General features: G+C 46.3%; 16 protein-coding genes. All 16 read left to right on the forward strand.

Annotated elements, in window-relative coordinates; all coding sequences use genetic code 11:
- Nucleotides 1–26: 26 nt before the first annotated feature.
- Complete coding sequence (locus tag QUG03_RS04070; protein ID WP_500819448.1) at nt 27–1,808, forward strand: LIC12162 family transferase; 1,782 nt, start codon at nt 27–29, stop codon at nt 1,806–1,808.
- 79 nt (nt 1,809–1,887) lie between these two features.
- Nucleotides 1,888–3,117: a hypothetical protein gene (locus QUG03_RS04075; protein WP_500819449.1), complete on the forward strand. Its 1,230-nt coding sequence runs from the start codon at nt 1,888–1,890 to the stop codon at nt 3,115–3,117.
- Between the two features lie 19 nt (nt 3,118–3,136).
- Nucleotides 3,137–4,369: a glycosyltransferase family 4 protein gene (locus tag QUG03_RS04080; RefSeq protein ID WP_500819450.1), complete on the forward strand. Its 1,233-nt coding sequence runs from the start codon at nt 3,137–3,139 to the stop codon at nt 4,367–4,369.
- A gap of 125 nt (nt 4,370–4,494) precedes the next feature.
- Nucleotides 4,495–5,604, forward strand: coding sequence for a CDP-glucose 4,6-dehydratase (gene rfbG, locus QUG03_RS04085; protein ID WP_500819452.1), 1,110 nt, complete (start codon nt 4,495–4,497; stop codon nt 5,602–5,604).
- The gene (locus QUG03_RS04090; protein WP_500819454.1) at nt 5,589–6,041 is read left to right on the forward strand and encodes a dTDP-4-dehydrorhamnose 3,5-epimerase family protein; all 453 of its coding nucleotides are present in this window, start codon (nt 5,589–5,591) and stop codon (nt 6,039–6,041) included. The genes rfbG and QUG03_RS04090 overlap by 16 nt, the downstream gene beginning before the upstream one ends.
- Nucleotides 6,038–6,826 carry a glucose-1-phosphate cytidylyltransferase gene (rfbF, locus tag QUG03_RS04095; RefSeq protein WP_279721279.1) on the forward strand — a complete coding sequence of 263 codons (789 nt, stop codon included), beginning with the start codon at nt 6,038–6,040 and terminating at the stop codon, nt 6,824–6,826. Before QUG03_RS04090 ends, rfbF begins: the two co-directional genes overlap by 4 nt.
- Nucleotides 6,790–7,767: an NAD-dependent epimerase/dehydratase gene (locus QUG03_RS04100; protein WP_500819455.1), complete on the forward strand. Its 978-nt coding sequence runs from the start codon at nt 6,790–6,792 to the stop codon at nt 7,765–7,767. The genes rfbF and QUG03_RS04100 overlap by 37 nt, the downstream gene beginning before the upstream one ends.
- Before the next feature lie 13 nt (nt 7,768–7,780).
- The gene (locus QUG03_RS04105) at nt 7,781–8,686 is read left to right on the forward strand and encodes a glycosyltransferase (RefSeq protein WP_500819456.1); all 906 of its coding nucleotides are present in this window, start codon (nt 7,781–7,783) and stop codon (nt 8,684–8,686) included.
- 181 nt (nt 8,687–8,867) lie between these two features.
- On the forward strand, nt 8,868–9,983 hold the full coding sequence (locus QUG03_RS04110; protein ID WP_500819457.1) for a DegT/DnrJ/EryC1/StrS family aminotransferase: 1,116 nt from the start codon (nt 8,868–8,870) through the stop codon (nt 9,981–9,983).
- A gap of 27 nt (nt 9,984–10,010) precedes the next feature.
- Complete coding sequence (locus tag QUG03_RS04115) at nt 10,011–11,033, forward strand: lipid II:glycine glycyltransferase FemX (protein ID WP_500819459.1); 1,023 nt, start codon at nt 10,011–10,013, stop codon at nt 11,031–11,033.
- Entirely contained in the window at nt 11,033–11,794 is a 762-nt protein-coding gene (locus tag QUG03_RS04120; protein ID WP_279721284.1) for a polysaccharide deacetylase family protein, read from the forward strand. The genes QUG03_RS04115 and QUG03_RS04120 overlap by 1 nt, the downstream gene beginning before the upstream one ends.
- A gap of 1 nt (nt 11,795) precedes the next feature.
- Nucleotides 11,796–12,608 carry a glycosyltransferase gene (locus QUG03_RS04125; protein ID WP_279721285.1) on the forward strand — a complete coding sequence of 271 codons (813 nt, stop codon included), beginning with the start codon at nt 11,796–11,798 and terminating at the stop codon, nt 12,606–12,608.
- A 123-nt stretch (nt 12,609–12,731) separates the two neighbouring features.
- Nucleotides 12,732–13,835: an MraY family glycosyltransferase gene (locus QUG03_RS04130; RefSeq protein WP_500819460.1), complete on the forward strand. Its 1,104-nt coding sequence runs from the start codon at nt 12,732–12,734 to the stop codon at nt 13,833–13,835.
- Between the two features lie 151 nt (nt 13,836–13,986).
- The gene (gene groES, locus QUG03_RS04135) at nt 13,987–14,274 is read left to right on the forward strand and encodes a co-chaperone GroES (protein WP_048409518.1); all 288 of its coding nucleotides are present in this window, start codon (nt 13,987–13,989) and stop codon (nt 14,272–14,274) included.
- Between the two features lie 50 nt (nt 14,275–14,324).
- Nucleotides 14,325–15,965 (forward strand): chaperonin GroEL, encoded by a 1,641-nt coding sequence (gene groL, locus QUG03_RS04140; protein WP_048414165.1) that lies wholly within the window; start codon nt 14,325–14,327, stop codon nt 15,963–15,965.
- A 121-nt stretch (nt 15,966–16,086) separates the two neighbouring features.
- Nucleotides 16,087–16,833, forward strand: a complete 747-nt coding sequence (locus tag QUG03_RS04145; RefSeq protein WP_107800601.1) for a Nif3-like dinuclear metal center hexameric protein — start codon at nt 16,087–16,089, stop codon at nt 16,831–16,833.
- Nucleotides 16,834–16,835 lie beyond the last annotated feature (2 nt).

Genomic DNA, 16,835 nt, shown 5'->3' on the forward strand with positions numbered 1-16,835 from the left:
ATCTCTCAGCCTGTGGATTGCATGTAATGCCTGAAAATAATCAACTTTGTTTTATTACTTCTTCAGATAGACGGTTCTGGAGCGAGGCTGGACCAGCAGTACTAATGGGAGAGTGGTGTAAGAATGGGCATTCTGATAGCGAATTAAATTTGCGTGAAATTTATATAGGAACACCATATGGTTTTTCTATCGCTCAACGGGACATAGATCATGCAATAGTACGAGCATTAGAAGAGAAAGTGTTTGTTGACTTTTGCAAAGTGATAAATTCTGCCCATGGCGTAAATTACTCTTCTCGGTATTGGAAAATTGTGCTTGGGCAATGGTTTCGTACGGCAATCTCCGTTGTATTTAATCGTGTCCGAACCATTCAAAGCTGTCTTGAAATACATAAACCTAGTTTTGTTATCGATCCGAAGGAGGATGAATACCTCTTGCCGAGGTCAACCTCCGGAGAGGCTCTCTGGGCCTACAGTGATCCGAAGTGGGACGGTCATTTCAATCTTCGTATTCTGAAAATAATTGCCCCATCTCTGCAATATATACAAGGGTCGGAGATCGGCCAAAAGATGGAGGCAGAGGGTAAGGTAAATATTTCGAAGTGGAATGTAAAAAAACAAATATTAATTTTAGCGTGGAAATGCACTCGTAAATTTTCAAAATATTTCGTACGAGATTGTGATGCGTTTATTATTAATTCTTATCTGCCTAGATTTGAAGAAGCAAAACTTCAGCTATATTTAAAGCAGTTTCCACAGCTGTGGAGATCGCCAGAAGTTCATTTTGCTCAGGAGTTTGATTTTAAATTACGCAAAAAACTTTGCGCGCAGATTCAGATTGAAGATGTTGGTGATATCGAGAGCTTATTCAGAAGCGTGGTCTTTGAGATTATCCCTAAGTGTTATTTGGAGGGCTATGCGCATCTTGTGCGTCAGGCAGAATACTTGCCTTGGCCAAAGTCACCAAAATTCATATTCACTAGCAATAATTTTGGGACAGATGAGTTATTTAAAGTATGGACTGCAAAGCAAGTGCAAAGTGGCGTGAAGTATATTGTCGGGCAGCATGGAAATAATTATGGTACACATCGTTATATGAACCCCTCTGTGGAGGAGGAAACTAGCGATAACTTTATAAGTTGGGGATGGAAAGGTGGCCTTCATCAACATGTACCTGGTTTTAATTTTAAAATTCCTGCAAACACAGTACTGCGAGTAGATCCTAAAGGAGACTTGTTGTTGGTGCAGGTCTGGGCTGGTCATCGTGTATCCACTTGGGATGGCTCGCAGCAGTTTATTAATTATATGGAGGATCAGTTCTCTTTTGCGAGTGGACTGAATGCTAATGTAAGGTCATTGTTGAATGTTCGTTTACACCATGATTGGGCTCGTCTTGATTGGAATGAGCCGGCTCGCTGGAAGAAGTTTGACTCTGATATAAAGTTAGATCTTGGTCTGCTAAATATTCAAGATCAAATTCGCAGATCAAGATTGGTTGTTCATAGCTATGACTCTACTGGCTTGTTGGAAACCATGGCCCTGAATATTCCAACTATTGCTTTTTGGCAAAATGGTCTTGCTCATTTACGTGATGAAGTGAAAGAGGATTTTCAGGCGCTGGTTGATATTGGAATCATACATCTTTCGCCGAAATCGGCAGCTCATATGGTAAATGAAATTTGGGATGATACGGCAGCTTGGTGGGGTGAGCCAAAACGGAAAAAAATTGTTGAAATTTTTTGTTCTAAATATTCAAAAATGAGCAAAAATCCAGCCATCGAGCTTGCTAATTGCCTTTTGCATTGTTGATAGTCTGCTTGAGTGTGTTTTCAGTGTTTGCTGGTGTTAGCTTTTATCAAAATCGGTATGTTAATTTGTGTGCGTATATATGGAAAAACTCCCTACATTGCGGCAGCCGATCTTGCGGCGTGAATTCCTTGTTGTATTGTTATTGTTTTTTTCTGTATTAATATCTTCTCCATCTATTTTTCGGGGGTTTGCTCCTGATTTCTTGTCGAAAGCGGTACCTGTACTTCTAATAATTGTGCTGGCTTTTATGGGGCGGTATCGCCTGCCTCCAGATTTTTGCGTTGGATGGATTTGTTGTTTTTTTATCATGTTTTTATCTGGAGTGCTGATTAGCTTTTCAGCTGAAGGTGGGGCTCCAGCTATAAATGGGGCGCTAATAATGATTTTAGCCTTAGTGCTCGCTGGAAACTTAAAAAGAGAAGGGCTTGTATATTTGATTGTACGATGGTGGAGAGGGCTGTTTTGGGTCATTTCAATTTGTTCTATAATAAATTGGATTTTAGCTCAATATGCCTTGTCTTTTTTTAAGGAAATTGATTTTGGCTTGCTTTACGAGGGAAATGTAAGAAACTATTTGATTTCTCCATTTGGAGCGATTGTAGTGCAGGACTATGGCGTGTTTGCCCTCTATAGAGTTACAGGAATTCTTGCTGAGCCAGGCATGATGTCGATGTTTTTCCTTGTAAATGCAATGCTAAGTTTTTTTAGTCGTCAAAAGATTTTTAGTTTTTGGTTTGGCTTGGCTAACGTATTGGCAGCATTTGCGACGCATTCTGTTGCATTTTACTTTGCTTTTATTTTTGCTCTTGTTTTCTATTTTTTGAATAAAGGGAATAAATGTGTACGTATTACCCTAGTGCTAGGAATTTGTGCTGTTATGATTCTGTGGTTTAATATTTTCGGCGACTTTATTCAAGGCTTAGTTGAGAGAAGTTCGTTTGATGTAAGGGAAAGTGACTCTTCTTTCTTGCTTAATAGGGTGATTGAGAATCCCTTGGCTTCATTCTTCGGTTATGCATGGTGGGGTGAGTATAGGCAGTTTCCTGCGGCATTGCCGCAATTATTTTATCAGACAGGTTTGGTTGGCCTCGTGGCATATGTTTTGGTTTTGCGTTTCTTCTTAAAAGATTTTTTGCCAATTGCAATTGTGGTCTTTATGTATGGGCTGTCTATTGATTATCAAACATTTTTAATTTTTCCTTTGCTTTTGTTTGTAGTTAAAGCTTGTGGTGAGTTTGAGAGATATACAGCGAGGTCTCGATTTTCCGATGTTGATAAAAAAAGTTTGGTTGAGATTGGTTTAATTTAGATCGTTAGGCGGTGTAACCTTGAAGATAATACTGTTTGTTGAAAATATTCAACACGGCGGCTTAGATACTTTTTGTTCCACATTGTTGAATGCTTGGCCTGATTCAGAGGATGTTTTTGTCGTTGTTTGCAATTCGAGTCATCCTGGAAAAGTGGTGCTGCAAAAAGCGGTAATGCGTGAGTGTGAATTTATATTTCATAATATTCCTTTGAGTTGGAGTATTTCTCGACGGTTTTTGTGGTGGCTACCATTTGCAGCACGTCGAAGTGTTCAGCCTTTTTTGCGGATTATTTTTTATCCTTTACAACTCCTCGCTTTGCGGAGTCTATTGCGTAGTTTGAAGGGTGATGCTCTTCTTGTGGTCAATGGTGGCTTCCCAGGGGGGGAAAGTTGCCGTATTGCCAATATTGCTTGGGCTGATTTGGATAAAGTTGGGCATGTAAGGCCTAGTGTTCATAACTTTCATAATTTTGCAGTTAAGCCTAGATTTGGACTTGGTTGGTTCGAAAATAGATTAGATCGATTGTTGGTGCGCTCTACTAATCATCTGATTAGTGTGTCACGCAGCTGTGCAAATTCTTTACGCTTTCGTTGTAGTTTCCGTGAGGCTGAGACGATTGGCTATATTTATAATGGCATTAATTCAAAAGCTTCTCGTGATTTAAATAATGAATTTGATTTACGAAAAAAATTAAAAATCGGAAATGCGCCGTTATGTTTGCTCCTTGCTAACTATGAGCCAAGGAAGGGGCACCGTTTTCTTTTCGAAGTATTTTCTCTTGTCGCGGAAGCTATTCCTAGCGCACATCTAGTTGCATGTGGTGGTGGTGGTGTTGAAGAGCGTGCAGTGGTTGAGGCTGCCCGTCGTGAGCTTGCACCCAAAGCGAATATTCATCTACTAGGTTTTGTGCCTGATGGACCAAAGCTAATTGATCAAGCTGACGTAGTGGCGATTAGCTCTCAAAGCTTCGAGTCTTTTGGTTTGACGGCGGTTGAGGCAATGGCGCGTGGAGTACCTGTTGTCGCAACCCGTGTCGGCGGACTGCCTGAAGTCGTTGGTGATAATGGTGAAGGTGGGTATGTGGTTGAAGCTGATGATGTAAAAGGGTTTGCTGCTCATCTCATTCGTCTATTGCGGGAGCCACAACTTCGAAAAGAATTAGGCATACTAGGACGTCAACGAGCAGAGACTCTCTTTGCTGCTCAGCGGATGGCTGAGGAATATAGAAAGCTTTTGATCATTGAGAAATGAAGGATGACTTGAGGCGGAGCTAATCTTTTATTGCTACGTCGAATTTGTTGAGCATAGACTTGGGCTCAACGCAGCGATAATGCCCTGCAAAATTGGCCGGGCACAATGGTGTTAAGATCGGTTAGATGGAGATTCGTAGCGTGTTGAACTTTTATCGTGGGAAAACAGTATTACTTACCGGGCATACTGGTTTCAAGGGGTCTTGGCTCGCAATTTGGCTGTCCTCATTGGGGGCAAAAGTTGTGGGACTCTCTGATGCCTTACCAAGTGAGCCATGTAATTTTGAAGTGTCGGGTATCGGGGCTCTGGTTGATGACAGAAGAGTAGATGTCCGTGACTGCTATGCTGTGAAGCAGGTTGTAGATGAAGTCCAACCTGACTTTGTATTTCATCTCGCAGCGCAAGCATTGGTTAGACACTCTTACGCCAATCCTGTGGATACTTTTTCTGTGAACGGAATGGGTACAGCACATGTGCTTGAGTCGCTCCGTAGTTTGAATAAACCCGTTGTTGCTGTCATGATTACCAGTGACAAGGCCTATGATAATGTGGAGTGGGTTTGGGGGTATCGAGAGACTGATAGAATTGGTGGCAAGGATCCATATAGCGGCTCAAAAGGTGTAGCTGAACTCATTATACGGTCGTACTTCTCTTCTTTCTTTGCGAGTGAAGATTGTAACGTTCGCCTTGGTATTGCCCGAGCGGGAAATGTGATCGGCGGAGGTGATTGGGCCAGTGATCGTATTGTACCGGACTGCATGAGAGCATGGTCACGTGGAGAAAAGGTAGAAATTCGTAGTCCGAGGGCTACGAGGCCATGGCAGCACGTCCTGGAACCATTAAGTGGCTATTTGTCCCTAGGTATTGAACTCGCTCGCAATGCAGATAAGCATGGAGAGGCCTATAATTTTGGACCTCCAGCTAATCAAAATCATACTGTTGGTGAGTTGATTGATGGGATGAGTAAACATTGGAAAAATGTAAGCTGGGTAGATACTTCATCTAAGCAACATTTGCATGAGGCCGGCTTGCTAAAACTTAATTGCGATAAAGCTTTTGTTGATTTGAAATGGCTGCCGACTTTGCATTTTGAGGAGACGGTGCGTTTTACTGTTGAGTGGTACAAAGCCCATTATGAGCAAGAGCTTGACTCTATGCTTAAGTTCTCGATTTCGCAAATCAAAGAATATTCAGCACTTGCGGCAGGCAGGGGTATGGCATGGGCTCAAGCATGATCAGTGATGTGCTGTTGACAAAGCTAGCTCGTGTGAAGGTGCCCGGTGGAGATGTTTTACATGCAATGAAGTGTTGCGATCCAGGCTATATGGGTTTTGGTGAGGCATACTTTTCTTTTATTAAACATGGGGTTGTTAAAGGCTGGAAGCGTCATCAAAAAATGACGTTGAATCTGGTTGTGCCAGTTGGCGCTGTTCGTTTTGTTATGTACGATGATCGTCCACTATCACCTACTTGTGGGCAGTTTCAGCAGTTAAATCTTTCTCCGGATAATTATGGCCGTCTTACTATTCCACCCATGGTTTGGTTAGGCTTTGAAGGAGTTGGTGGCTCTGAGTCCTTAGTGATGAATCTGGCAGATATGATGCACGATCCGGAAGAGGTGGATCGCCTCGCTTTAGCCGACATTGATTTTAATTGGAGTGGTAGTTTATGAAAGTAATTATTCTTGCTGGTGGATTTGGTACTCGATTGTCTGAGTATACTGGAACTATTCCTAAGCCGATGGTACCAATTGGCGGTCGACCAGTTTTGTGGCACATCATGAAGACTTATGCGTCCTATGGCTATAAAGATTTCGTCGTTGCATTAGGGTATAAGGCTGATATTATAAAGGATTACTTTTTAAATTATCATGCACTGAACTCTAACTTTACAGTTAATTTGGGGAGTGGAGTTGTTACTCCTCATCAACATGATAATATCGATTGGAATGTCTCATTATTTGACACGGGTGGCCAGACGATGACTGGTGGCCGAGTCAAGCGGTTACGTGATTTCATTGGAAATGAACGCTGTATGTTGACCTATGGTGACGGGTTGGCTGATATTGATTTGAATGCCCTTGAAGCATTCCATATCAATCATGGAAAGATGGTTACAATATCTTCGGTTAGACCTGCAGCTAGATTTGGCGAGTTGGAGCTTGCTGGTGACCGTGTCGCAAGTTTTCAAGAAAAGCCCCAGTTGCAAGAAGGGTGGATCAATGGTGGTTTTTTTGTCTTTGAACCAGGTTTTTTTGATTTGATTGATGATGACGCGACGATGTTGGAAAGAGAGCCCATGGAGCGCGCTGCTGCTGCGGGCGAACTGATGGCTTACCGTCACGAAGGATTCTGGCATTGTATGGATACTAAAAGGGATAACGACCTTCTCCAGTCTATTTGGGATAAAGGGGCTGCCCCATGGGCGACAAAATGGGAAAAACAAAACGTGTTTTGATTACTGGAGGAGGTGGACTTGTTGGTGGAAGAGTAGCAGAACACTTGTTATGTTCCGGCTTCCAGGTACGCCTAGGAACACGAGACATTAAAGCCGACGTAGGTCGGCTTTTGGATGTTGATTTGGTTGAGATAGAGTGGTCGGATGAAGAGTGTTTGCGAGAGATATGTCAGGGTGTTGACGTGATTGTCAACGCAATGGGGATGAATGCCACTGATTGTGCTTACAACCCTGCTGGAGCTTTGTTGGTAAATGGTGTGTATGTAGCATCATTGTTAAAGGCAGCGATTGCTTCAGGTGTGAAGCGGTTCATTCATCTTTCGACAGCGCATGTTTATGCAAGCCCACTTCAAGGGCGGATATCAGAGTCGACATGCCCCTCTAATTTGCATCCATACGCGACTAGTCATCGCTCTGGTGAGGACACCGTATTGTGGGCGGGCGAGCAAGGTCATATCGAAGGCATTGTACTGCGTTTATCAAATGCATTTGGTAGGCCCTTAGCTACGCGAGTTCGTTGTTGGATGCTATTGGTTAATGACTTATGTCGCCAAGCGGTGGAGAACAAGAATCTAACTTTGAAGGGTAATGGACTTCAGCATAGAGATTTCATTCCATTGAGTGCTGTATGTGGATTAATTGACAGACTATGTCAAGTTGATTTCTTTCGAATTGACGAGAGTCGGAGGAGGCCTTCTCCTTTGTTAAATGTGGGTAGTGGTAACTCTATGAGTGTTATTGCTATGGCTGAGTTAATACAATCTCGTTGCAAACCGGTTCTTGGTTATGATGTTGGTTTGACAAGACAGTCTTGTTCTAATGAACAGGAGGGGGCAACCCTAAATTATGTGAGTAATCATCTGTCATCTTTGTGCGATATGGAGAGTTTTTTGGATGAGATTGATAAATTGTTACTCTACTGCAATGAGTATTTTCGGTGATTGAGGTTAGTCAATGACGATGTTTACTGTGATTATCCCTACATTTAATCATGCAGAATTTCTGAGGCGTGCAATTGGCTCGGTGATAGACCAGTCTTTTTCAGACTGGGAGTGCTTAATCATTGATAATCATTCGACGGATCATACGGAAGAGGTTGTTGCTTCTTTTTCGGATAGTCGTTTAAGGTTGCTTAAAATTCACAATAATGGCGTCATCGCGGCTTCTAGAAATTTGGGCATGGAAAATGCACAGGGCGAATGGCTTGCTTTTTTGGATTCAGATGATTTCTGGTATTCTAGTAAGCTAAAGGTGGTTTCAGTAGAAATTGCTCAAAATAGTCAGGCAGATGTAATTAGCACGGATGAATTGATTGTAAGTAATAAAAGTGATAAAAAAGTAGTATTAAGGTATGGCCCTTTTTGTAAGGATTTTTATCGTATTTTATTAATGGAGGGCAATCGACTTTCTACTTCTGCGACTGTAGTGAGGAAGTCATTTTTGGTTGAGAAAAAATTACGATTTAGAGAGGATTGTGAGCTTGTAACAGTTGAGGACTACGATCTATGGCTTCGCCTTGCATATGAAAAAGCTAATTTTTCTTTCGTGCACTCAGTTGAGGGTGAGTACCTTATCCATGGAGGGAATAGCTCGGCTAACTTAGCAAGACATTACAAGAATTTAAATTTCATGCTTCATGATCATGTTTTTAAGGTTCAAAATTTTACGGAAAACAATGAAAAGATTTGGCGCCTTGTCTCTGCAAGAGTGCTATTGGCGGAGGCGGTTGCTGTTCTGAAGACCGGACAGTGGCGGAGGGCTTTTTTTCTGCTGCTTCGGGCTTTTTATCGTGCACCATTATGGCTCATTAGGCATGTATGGACTCGTCTCTTTCGCCATCGAGATTTTGAGTTGGTATAAGTCGGCATTGTTGAATGCCATATTCAATAGCCATGCTTGCGCATGGCAATTATGTTTGGTGTTTCGTGTTCGCAACGAAAGAGTTATTGTTGTTGGCGTTTTGTGGTGAAGTGCAAAATTTTTGTGTTATTTCAAAGAATAAAGTGCCTGTGAAATTAGGCTGCAACCTGTAGGAGTGTAGGTGATAGTTTTAGCTAGGCCATCTCCTTGGCATTATTTGTTTTCTCAAAAGTTGGTCCATGTGCCATCGACGGCTGGGCCTTTTTCATTTTACCCGCGTGGCCGAGATGCTTTACTTGCCGGATTACCTCTTCTGGGTTTGAGTCAAGGGGATGTAATACTTGTTCCTGCATACATCTGTGCATCAATAACTAAGCCTTTGCAAAAGATGGGCTATAAAGTTGCTTTTTTGGATATTGAATCCAATTTGGATTTTGATTCAAAAAAAGTTCTAGCTGCTATAGCAAAATATAAGGTAAAGGCAGTGCTCTTAGTTCATTTTTTCGGTTTTCCAGCCGCAGTTAAACACATTGTAGAAGTGTGTCGCCCCCTAGGGGTGAAAGTTATTGAAGATTGTTGTCATAGTTTTCTTACAAGTATTGATGGTGTTCCTGTTGGTTCGTATGGTGATGCCGCTATATTTAGTATGCGTAAAACCTTGCCTGTGCCGGATGGCGGGGCCCTGCGATTTAATCATTCTGTAAATGAGCAGAGTGCCCTTAAAAATACTCTTGGTGAGCCACAAAATGCGGTGCGTTATTTTGTCAGCCGTGCTCTTGAGGGATGCATTGCCGTACTTGGTTGGCCCAATATCTATTCTGAGACGGTTGATAATATCCGGCGCAAGTTGCAACGAGGGGGTAAAGTAGAAGAGCAAGTCGGTGTGGTCTTGCCTACTATTGCTTCCAAGCCTCTTTGGCATTATTTGGCGGATGAATGTTACCTGAGAGAGACAAGCCGGATTATACAGGGCAATTACAATCAGCTTGTAGAGGCTTGCGCCGCTATGGGTTTAATATCGTATATTCCTAAACTTCCCGTGGGATGTACGCCGCAGTGGGCAATTCTTGAAGATCATTCCGGCAAGCTGGTTTCATATTTGCGAAGATCTGGGATTGGTGCCTGTCGCTGGCCATGGCATGAGTTACCAGCTGAAGTTGCTCAGGACCCATTGTCTTACCCTATCAGTAATATGCTTAATACTAGGCTGGCGCTGTTGCCAGTACATCAGAGTATTGGGCCGTACCAATTGGCGCGCATCCTGAGTGTGCTTCGTCGGTATGTCAATAGTTTGTAATTTGTAAGTCATTACAGGGTTTGTTTGATGATGCAGATAAGAAGCGAATGGATTCCCCGTGAATTGTACCAAGAGAGTCTTGTTGAATTTGGGGAGGGAATAGCCTCCATTTATCATAGGCTGCCCTGGTTGGATGCACTGAAAAAAGCATTTGGGGCCGATATCTGCTTTGTTCGCTGCCTAGACCATCATGGGAAAATTTTTGCACTGACTCCTTTCATGAGCAAGCGAAAGGGACCGTTTCGCTTGATTGGAACCCCTCTGAGTGGAATGTATACAGAGTTTGCCGGGCCATTGTTCCACGCTGACGCTGAGCCTAAAATGATAGCTGCTGCAATGGCTTCTATACATGGCCTGCTGATAAAAGAGGGACACTATATTGAATGGGGAAGCCGTGGAAGTCAAAATTGGGGAGATGAACTGTGCTCCTTGGGATATGACTTTGTTCGTAGGGATACTTTACTGGTTGATCTGGCCAAAGGTGAGGATGCTGTTTGGGCTTCATTTGAGGGGCGCGCGCGTAATATGACGCGAAAGGCGGAAAAAGCAGGGGTTGTTGTTAGTTCGCTCTTACCTGATGAAAAATGGATTGCTGATTACTACAGCATGTTGATTGGAACCTTTGCAAGGCAAAATTTAAAGGTACCTCACCCATTATCTTTTTACCGCCAGATGATTTCTTTATCTAAGGAGGGTGTCGCGCACTGTGTGAACGCTACCGTGAATGGAGAGATGATTGCAGGAGGTATTTTTTTGATTGATGGTTCGCGTATGTTATATCTGTCTGGGGCTGCAAACGAACTGGGGATGAGGTCTGCTGCGACATCTGTATTGCAATGGCATGCCATTAAGGAGGCAATTCGGTTGGGGGTTACCGAATACGATATGGGGGGGCTTGGTGTGCCATCTATTGATAAGTTTAAACGCAGCTTTGGCGGGTATGAGTTCACTCATAGTAGATGGGTTCATCGGTCACGTCTCTTTGGCATAGTTGAGCCCATGGCGTTGTGGGCGGTCAGTAAAGGATGGCTCCGGTTGGGAGGGGTGTGATGGCCGTACGTTCAGATCTGTCTTTGCATGGAATGATTCCATTGGTGTTGCACAAGATTAATCGTGGGGCTGTAGTCGATTGGGAGGATGTATCAGTAGATACTTTTAGTAAAATTATAGATTTTATTGGCAATCGGTGGGCTGTTTTTGCTCCAGACGGACTAGGCGACAATGCAAAGTGGATGCTCACTTTTGATGATGGTTATCTTTCGGATTACGATATTGTTTTCCCCTTATTGGTCGAGCGTGGAATTAAAGCGACCTTCTTTTTGATTACGAGTAAAATTGGCACGCCAGGCCATATTAGTTGGTCGCAAGTAGATGAAATGCATCGATATGGGATGTGCATTGGTTCTCATAGTGTTAGTCATCGGCGCCTGAGCACGCTTTCTATAAAAGATGCTGAGATTGAGCTTTACGAGTCAAAGCAACAGTTAGAGTCCTTTCTGGGGGCGCCAGTTGATGCTTTTTCTTATCCCTTCGGAGACAGCTCCTCTAGGTTGCATCAGCTTGGCCTGTCTATGGGGTATCGTTACTTATGTACATCTATGCATGGCGTGGTTAATGCGGCCGAATATATTATTCCTAGAAATTCAATTTACTCAACAATGGTTTGGAAGGATATCGTCGGTGTTATGGAGCCCAAAATGGGCACGCGTCTTCGCTGGGTATTTGAAGATCAAGTGAAGGGGGCTGCTAAGGGACTTATCGGCCGTGAGCGTTATATCCGTTGGCGAAACTGGGTATTAGGGGAAAAATAGAATGATAGGACAGGGTCTGTCCGTAGTTATGGCAACCTATCGAGGTGACCATGCTGAGCAACTTTTGGCTGCCGGGGAAAGCGTTTTTAATCAGACCCGTGTGCCGGATGAGTTAGTCCTGGTCTTAGACGGTCCGGTTGAGCTTTCGCATGAGCTAGTTGTTGAGCAGATAAGCAAGCTGGGAACAGTCCGCGTGCTTAGGCTGGAGAAGTCGCTAGGACCTGGTGGCGCTCGTCACCATGGAATTGTTGCTGCGGCTCATGAAGTGGTCGCAGTAATGGATGCAGATGATCTTAGCGTACCAACGCGTTTTGAAAAGCAACTAGTGCTGATTTATGGGGGCGCGGATGTCGTTGGTGGTTGGATTCGGGAGTTCGATCAATTCCCAGGAGATATGAAGGCCATTCGCAAAGTTCCCGAGATGCATGATGACGTGTGGCGTTATGCGAAGCGGCGTAGCCCTATGAACAATGTGACTGCAATGTTCCGTAAAGCAAAGTATTTGGAGGCAGGAGGCTACACGGAGATGCGTACATTTGAAGACTATGATCTTTATGTCAGAATGTTGTTGCATGGGGCTCGGTTTCAAAATCTGCCAGAAATTTTGGTCGAAGTGCGTGGAGGGCGAGAGATGTTTAAACGGAGAGGCGGCTGGTCTCAGATTCCTATAGAGGCGGCGATGTTGTACCGTATGTATCGTTGGGGGTTTCTCTCTCTTTCTGAGTTTTTGTCTAATTTTACTGTCCGAGCTAGTGTTCGTGTGCTGCCGAATTGGGTTCGGCGGCTGGCTTATATGTTGATTCTTAGAAGCTGATTGTGGTTTTTTTGGTAATTTCGGATGTCAGCGTGTTTGGAACTGTTTGCCCTGCCATGGGATAATCAGGCTCATTGGACAAGTGTTTTGATGGAGTCTTAAAGAAAGATTCGTGAGAAGGGTATGTTACAGATATTATTGATCTCAACATTTATTGCACTGATATTTGGTGCTATTTTGATTCGTTTTTCTCATTTGCATGAAAAATTTTCTGCTGATCATGATTTGTGTGGCGTGCAGAAGTTTCATGCAAAGCCAGTCCCTCGGGTAGGTGGTGGGCCGATTATGGCTGGCTTGGTTTCTGGTTGTTTTGTCTTGTTTTTTTTCACCAAGTCATGGTTGCCTTCCATGTTGGTGCTGGCTTCCCTGCCTGCTTTTTGCGCGGGTTTGATTGAAGATTTGACAAAAAAAATTGGCCCTGGACCTCGTCTCATGGCTACTTTTCTTGCCGCAGCCGTTGCCTATTTTGTTATTGATGCGGGGCTGGCTCGTTTGGATATTCCCATTGTGGATGCCATTTTGTTTCACTGGTGGCCTCTATCTTTGTTGTTGACGGTTGTCGCTGTGGGTGGAGTGGCTCATGCCGTTAACATAATAGATGGGTACAATGGGCTCTCTGGGGTTGTTGCTATCTTTATTTTCTTGGCCATGGCATATGTTTCTTTCAAAGTGCAAGACATAGAGTTAATGGGGCTCTGTTTTGCTATGATTGGTGCAATTGCTGGTTTTTTGTTTTGGAACTTTCCTAGAGGCTTGATTTTTGCCGGAGATGGCGGAGCCTACTTGGTAGGTTTTATGATTGCGGAGATCGCCGTGCTTCTCGTGCAACGACATTCCAGCGTCTCGCCATGGTTCCCCATGCTGTGTGTAATTTACCCTGTCTTTGAAACATTATTTTCAATATATAGAAGAAAATTTCTGCAAAACCGCGCAGTGGGATATCCTGATGCCTTGCATTTGCACCAGATTATTTACAAGCGAGTTGTATTATGGATGGTAGGTTCAAAAGATGCTGCTCACTTGACTCAGCGCAACAGCCTGACCTCTCCGTATCTGTGGGCTTTGTCCTCGCTTTCCGTCGTGCCTGCTATGTTGTTTTGGAACAATACACCTGTGCTGATTGGCTTCGTACTTGCTTTCATTTTCAGCTACGTTCGTCTGTACAGGATGATCATCCGTTTCCGCACGCCTCGCTGGATGTTGCTGCGTAAGTCGACCCGCCTCTGACGCTCCGGAGTCTGTCGAAAATTGCTACGGCAGGCTCTTGAAAACCCTCCCGCTCGTCCCTATCATTAGCACTCGTAGCAGGTGAGTGCTAACGCTCGCCTCAACTCAAACAGGTTTCAACTCTCAACAGCCACTGTAACAGGAGAGATCCATGGCAATTCGTCCTTTGCACGACCGTGTTGTTATCAAGCGCCTCGAGGCTGAAGAAAAAACCGCTTCCGGCATCGTTCTGCCGGGCGCAGCCGCAGAGAAGCCGGACATGGGCCAGGTGCTGGCCGTAGGCAACGGCAAGATCTTGGAAAACGGCGAGCGTCGTGCGCTGGAGCTGAAGGTTGGCGACAAAGTCATCTTCGGCAAGTACTCCGGTCAGACCGTCAAGGTTGACGGCGATGAAGTCCTCGTGATGCGCGAGGAAGATGTAATGGGCATCGTTGAGTAATCCGACCCACATCTGAACTTCCCCAACTCAGAATTCTGGAGATTTAAAGAATGGCTGCTAAAGACGTAAAGTTTGGTGATTCCGCTCGCGCCAAGATGGTAACCGGCGTCAACATCCTGGCTGATGCCGTTAAAGTGACTCTGGGCCCGAAAGGCCGCAACGTGGTGCTGGACCGCTCCTTTGGCGCGCCGACCATCACCAAGGACGGCGTATCCGTCGCCAAGGAAATCGAACTGAAGGACAAGTTCGAGAACATGGGCGCGCAGATGGTGAAAGAAGTCGCCTCCAAGACTTCCGACGTGGCCGGCGACGGCACCACCACCGCCACCGTGCTGGCTCAAGCCATCGTGTTGGAAGGCATGAAGTACGTTGCCGCCGGCATGAACCCGATGGACCTGAAGCGCGGCATCGACAAGGCCGTTGCCTCGCTGGTGGGTGAGATCGCCAAGATCGCCAAGCCGTGCGCCACCACCAAGGAAATCGCTCAGGTTGGCTCCATCTCCGCCAACTCCGATTCCGACATCGGCGACATCATCGCCAATGCCATGGAAAAAGTGGGCAAGGAAGGCGTGATCACCGTTGAAGACGGCAAGAGCCTGAACAACGAACTGGACGTGGTTGAAGGCATGCAGTTCGACCGCGGCTACCTGTCCCCGTACTTCATCAACAACCAGGACAAGCAGATTGCCGCTCTGGACAATCCCTTCATCCTGTTGTTCGATAAGAAAATCTCCAATATCCGCGATCTGCTGCCGGTTCTGGAGCAAGTGGCCAAGTCCGGCCGCCCGCTGCTGATCATCGCAGAAGACGTGGAAGGCGAAGCGCTGGCCACTCTGGTGGTCAACACCATCCGCGGCATCCTGAAAGTGGTAGCCGTTAAAGCCCCGGGCTTTGGCGATCGTCGCAAAGCCATGTTGCAGGATATCGCCTTCCTGACCGGCGGCACCGTGATTGCCGAAGAAGTGGGCCTGACCCTGGAAAAAGCTTCGCTGGAAATGCTGGGCCAAGCCAAGCGCGTTGAAGTGGGTAAGGAAAACACCACCATCATCGACGGCGCCGGCCAAGCGGCCGAGATCCAGTCGCGCGTGGGCGAGATCCGCAAGCAGATGGAAGAAGCCACTTCCGATTACGATCGCGAGAAACTGCAAGAGCGCGTGGCCAAGCTGGCCGGCGGCGTTGCGGTGATCAAGGTTGGCGCTGCCACCGAAGTGGAAATGAAAGAGAAAAAGGCTCGCGTTGAAGACGCCTTGCACGCTACCCGCGCCGCTGTGGAAGAAGGCGTTGTGGCTGGCGGCGGCGTTGCTCTGCTGCGCGCCCGCTCCACTCTGGACAGCCTGAAAACCGACAATGCCGATCAAGACGCCGGTGTTAAGATCGTGCTGAAGGCCATCGAAGCGCCGCTGCGCCAGATCGTCAAGAACGCCGGCGAAGAGCCGTCGGTCGTGGTGAACAAGGTGCTGGAAGGCAAGGGCAACTTCGGTTACAACGCGGCTAGCGGCGAGTACGGCGATATGCTGGAAATGGGCGTGCTGGATCCGGCCAAGGTAACCCGCTCCGCTCTGCAGCACGCGGCTTCGGTTGCTGGTCTGATGCTGACCACCGACTGCATGATCGCTGAATTGCCGGAAGACAAGCCGGCGGCCGGCATGCCGGATATGGGCGGCATGGGCGGCATGGGCGGCATGATGTAAGCCAACGCCTCCTTAGGCTTTGAAAAACCCCGCTACGGCGGGGTTTTTCTTTTGTGGGCTTAAAATGCGTTGGCTTCTGGCAAAATAAGGCCGGGGCATATATTAAGTTAAGGAGTGCGTGATGGAATTGAAGGCCTTGCTGAGCAGTCTGGACACGATTTTGGAGCCTTGGCGCTTCAAAGACTATGCGCCTAACGGCTTGCAGGTGGAAGGGCGGCAGGCGGTGCGCAAGCTGGTGACCGGCGTCACCGCTTCGCAAGCTTTGATCGATGCCGCGGCGTCGCGCGGAGCGGACGCCGTGCTGGTGCACCACGGTTATTTCTGGAAGGGGGAAGACGCCCGGATTTGCGGAATGAAGCGCCAGCGGGTCAAGACGCTGCTGGAGCATGATCTTAACTTGCTGGCTTACCACCTGCCTTTGGACGCGCATCCGGAGCTGGGCAATAACGCGATGTTGGGCAAGGTACTGGATTTGGAGGCCCAGGGGCAGGGCGGTGAACAGGGTTTGCTGTGGCATGGGGCGTGGCGGCGAGGCGGCAGTGCGAGTGATTTCCGTGAACACGTTTCCGCTCGTCTGGGGCGCGAGGCTTTGTTGTTGGGCAGGGCGGACAAACCGATTTCGCGCATAGCCTGGTGCACCGGCGGCGCGCAGAGTTTTTTCGCCGAAGCCATCGATCTGGGCGTGGACGCCTTCATCACCGGCGAAGCGTCCGAGCAAAATCATCATATGGCAATGGAGTGTGATGTGGCTTTCATCGCTGCGGGGCATCACGCCACGGAGCGTTTTGGCATCAAGGCTTTGGGCGAGCGCCTGGCTCAGCTTCATGGCATAAGTGTTGAATTTGTAGACATTTCCAACCCGGTTTAGGC

It is taken from the genome of Chromobacterium sp. CCUG 30098, from assembly GCF_059916605.1.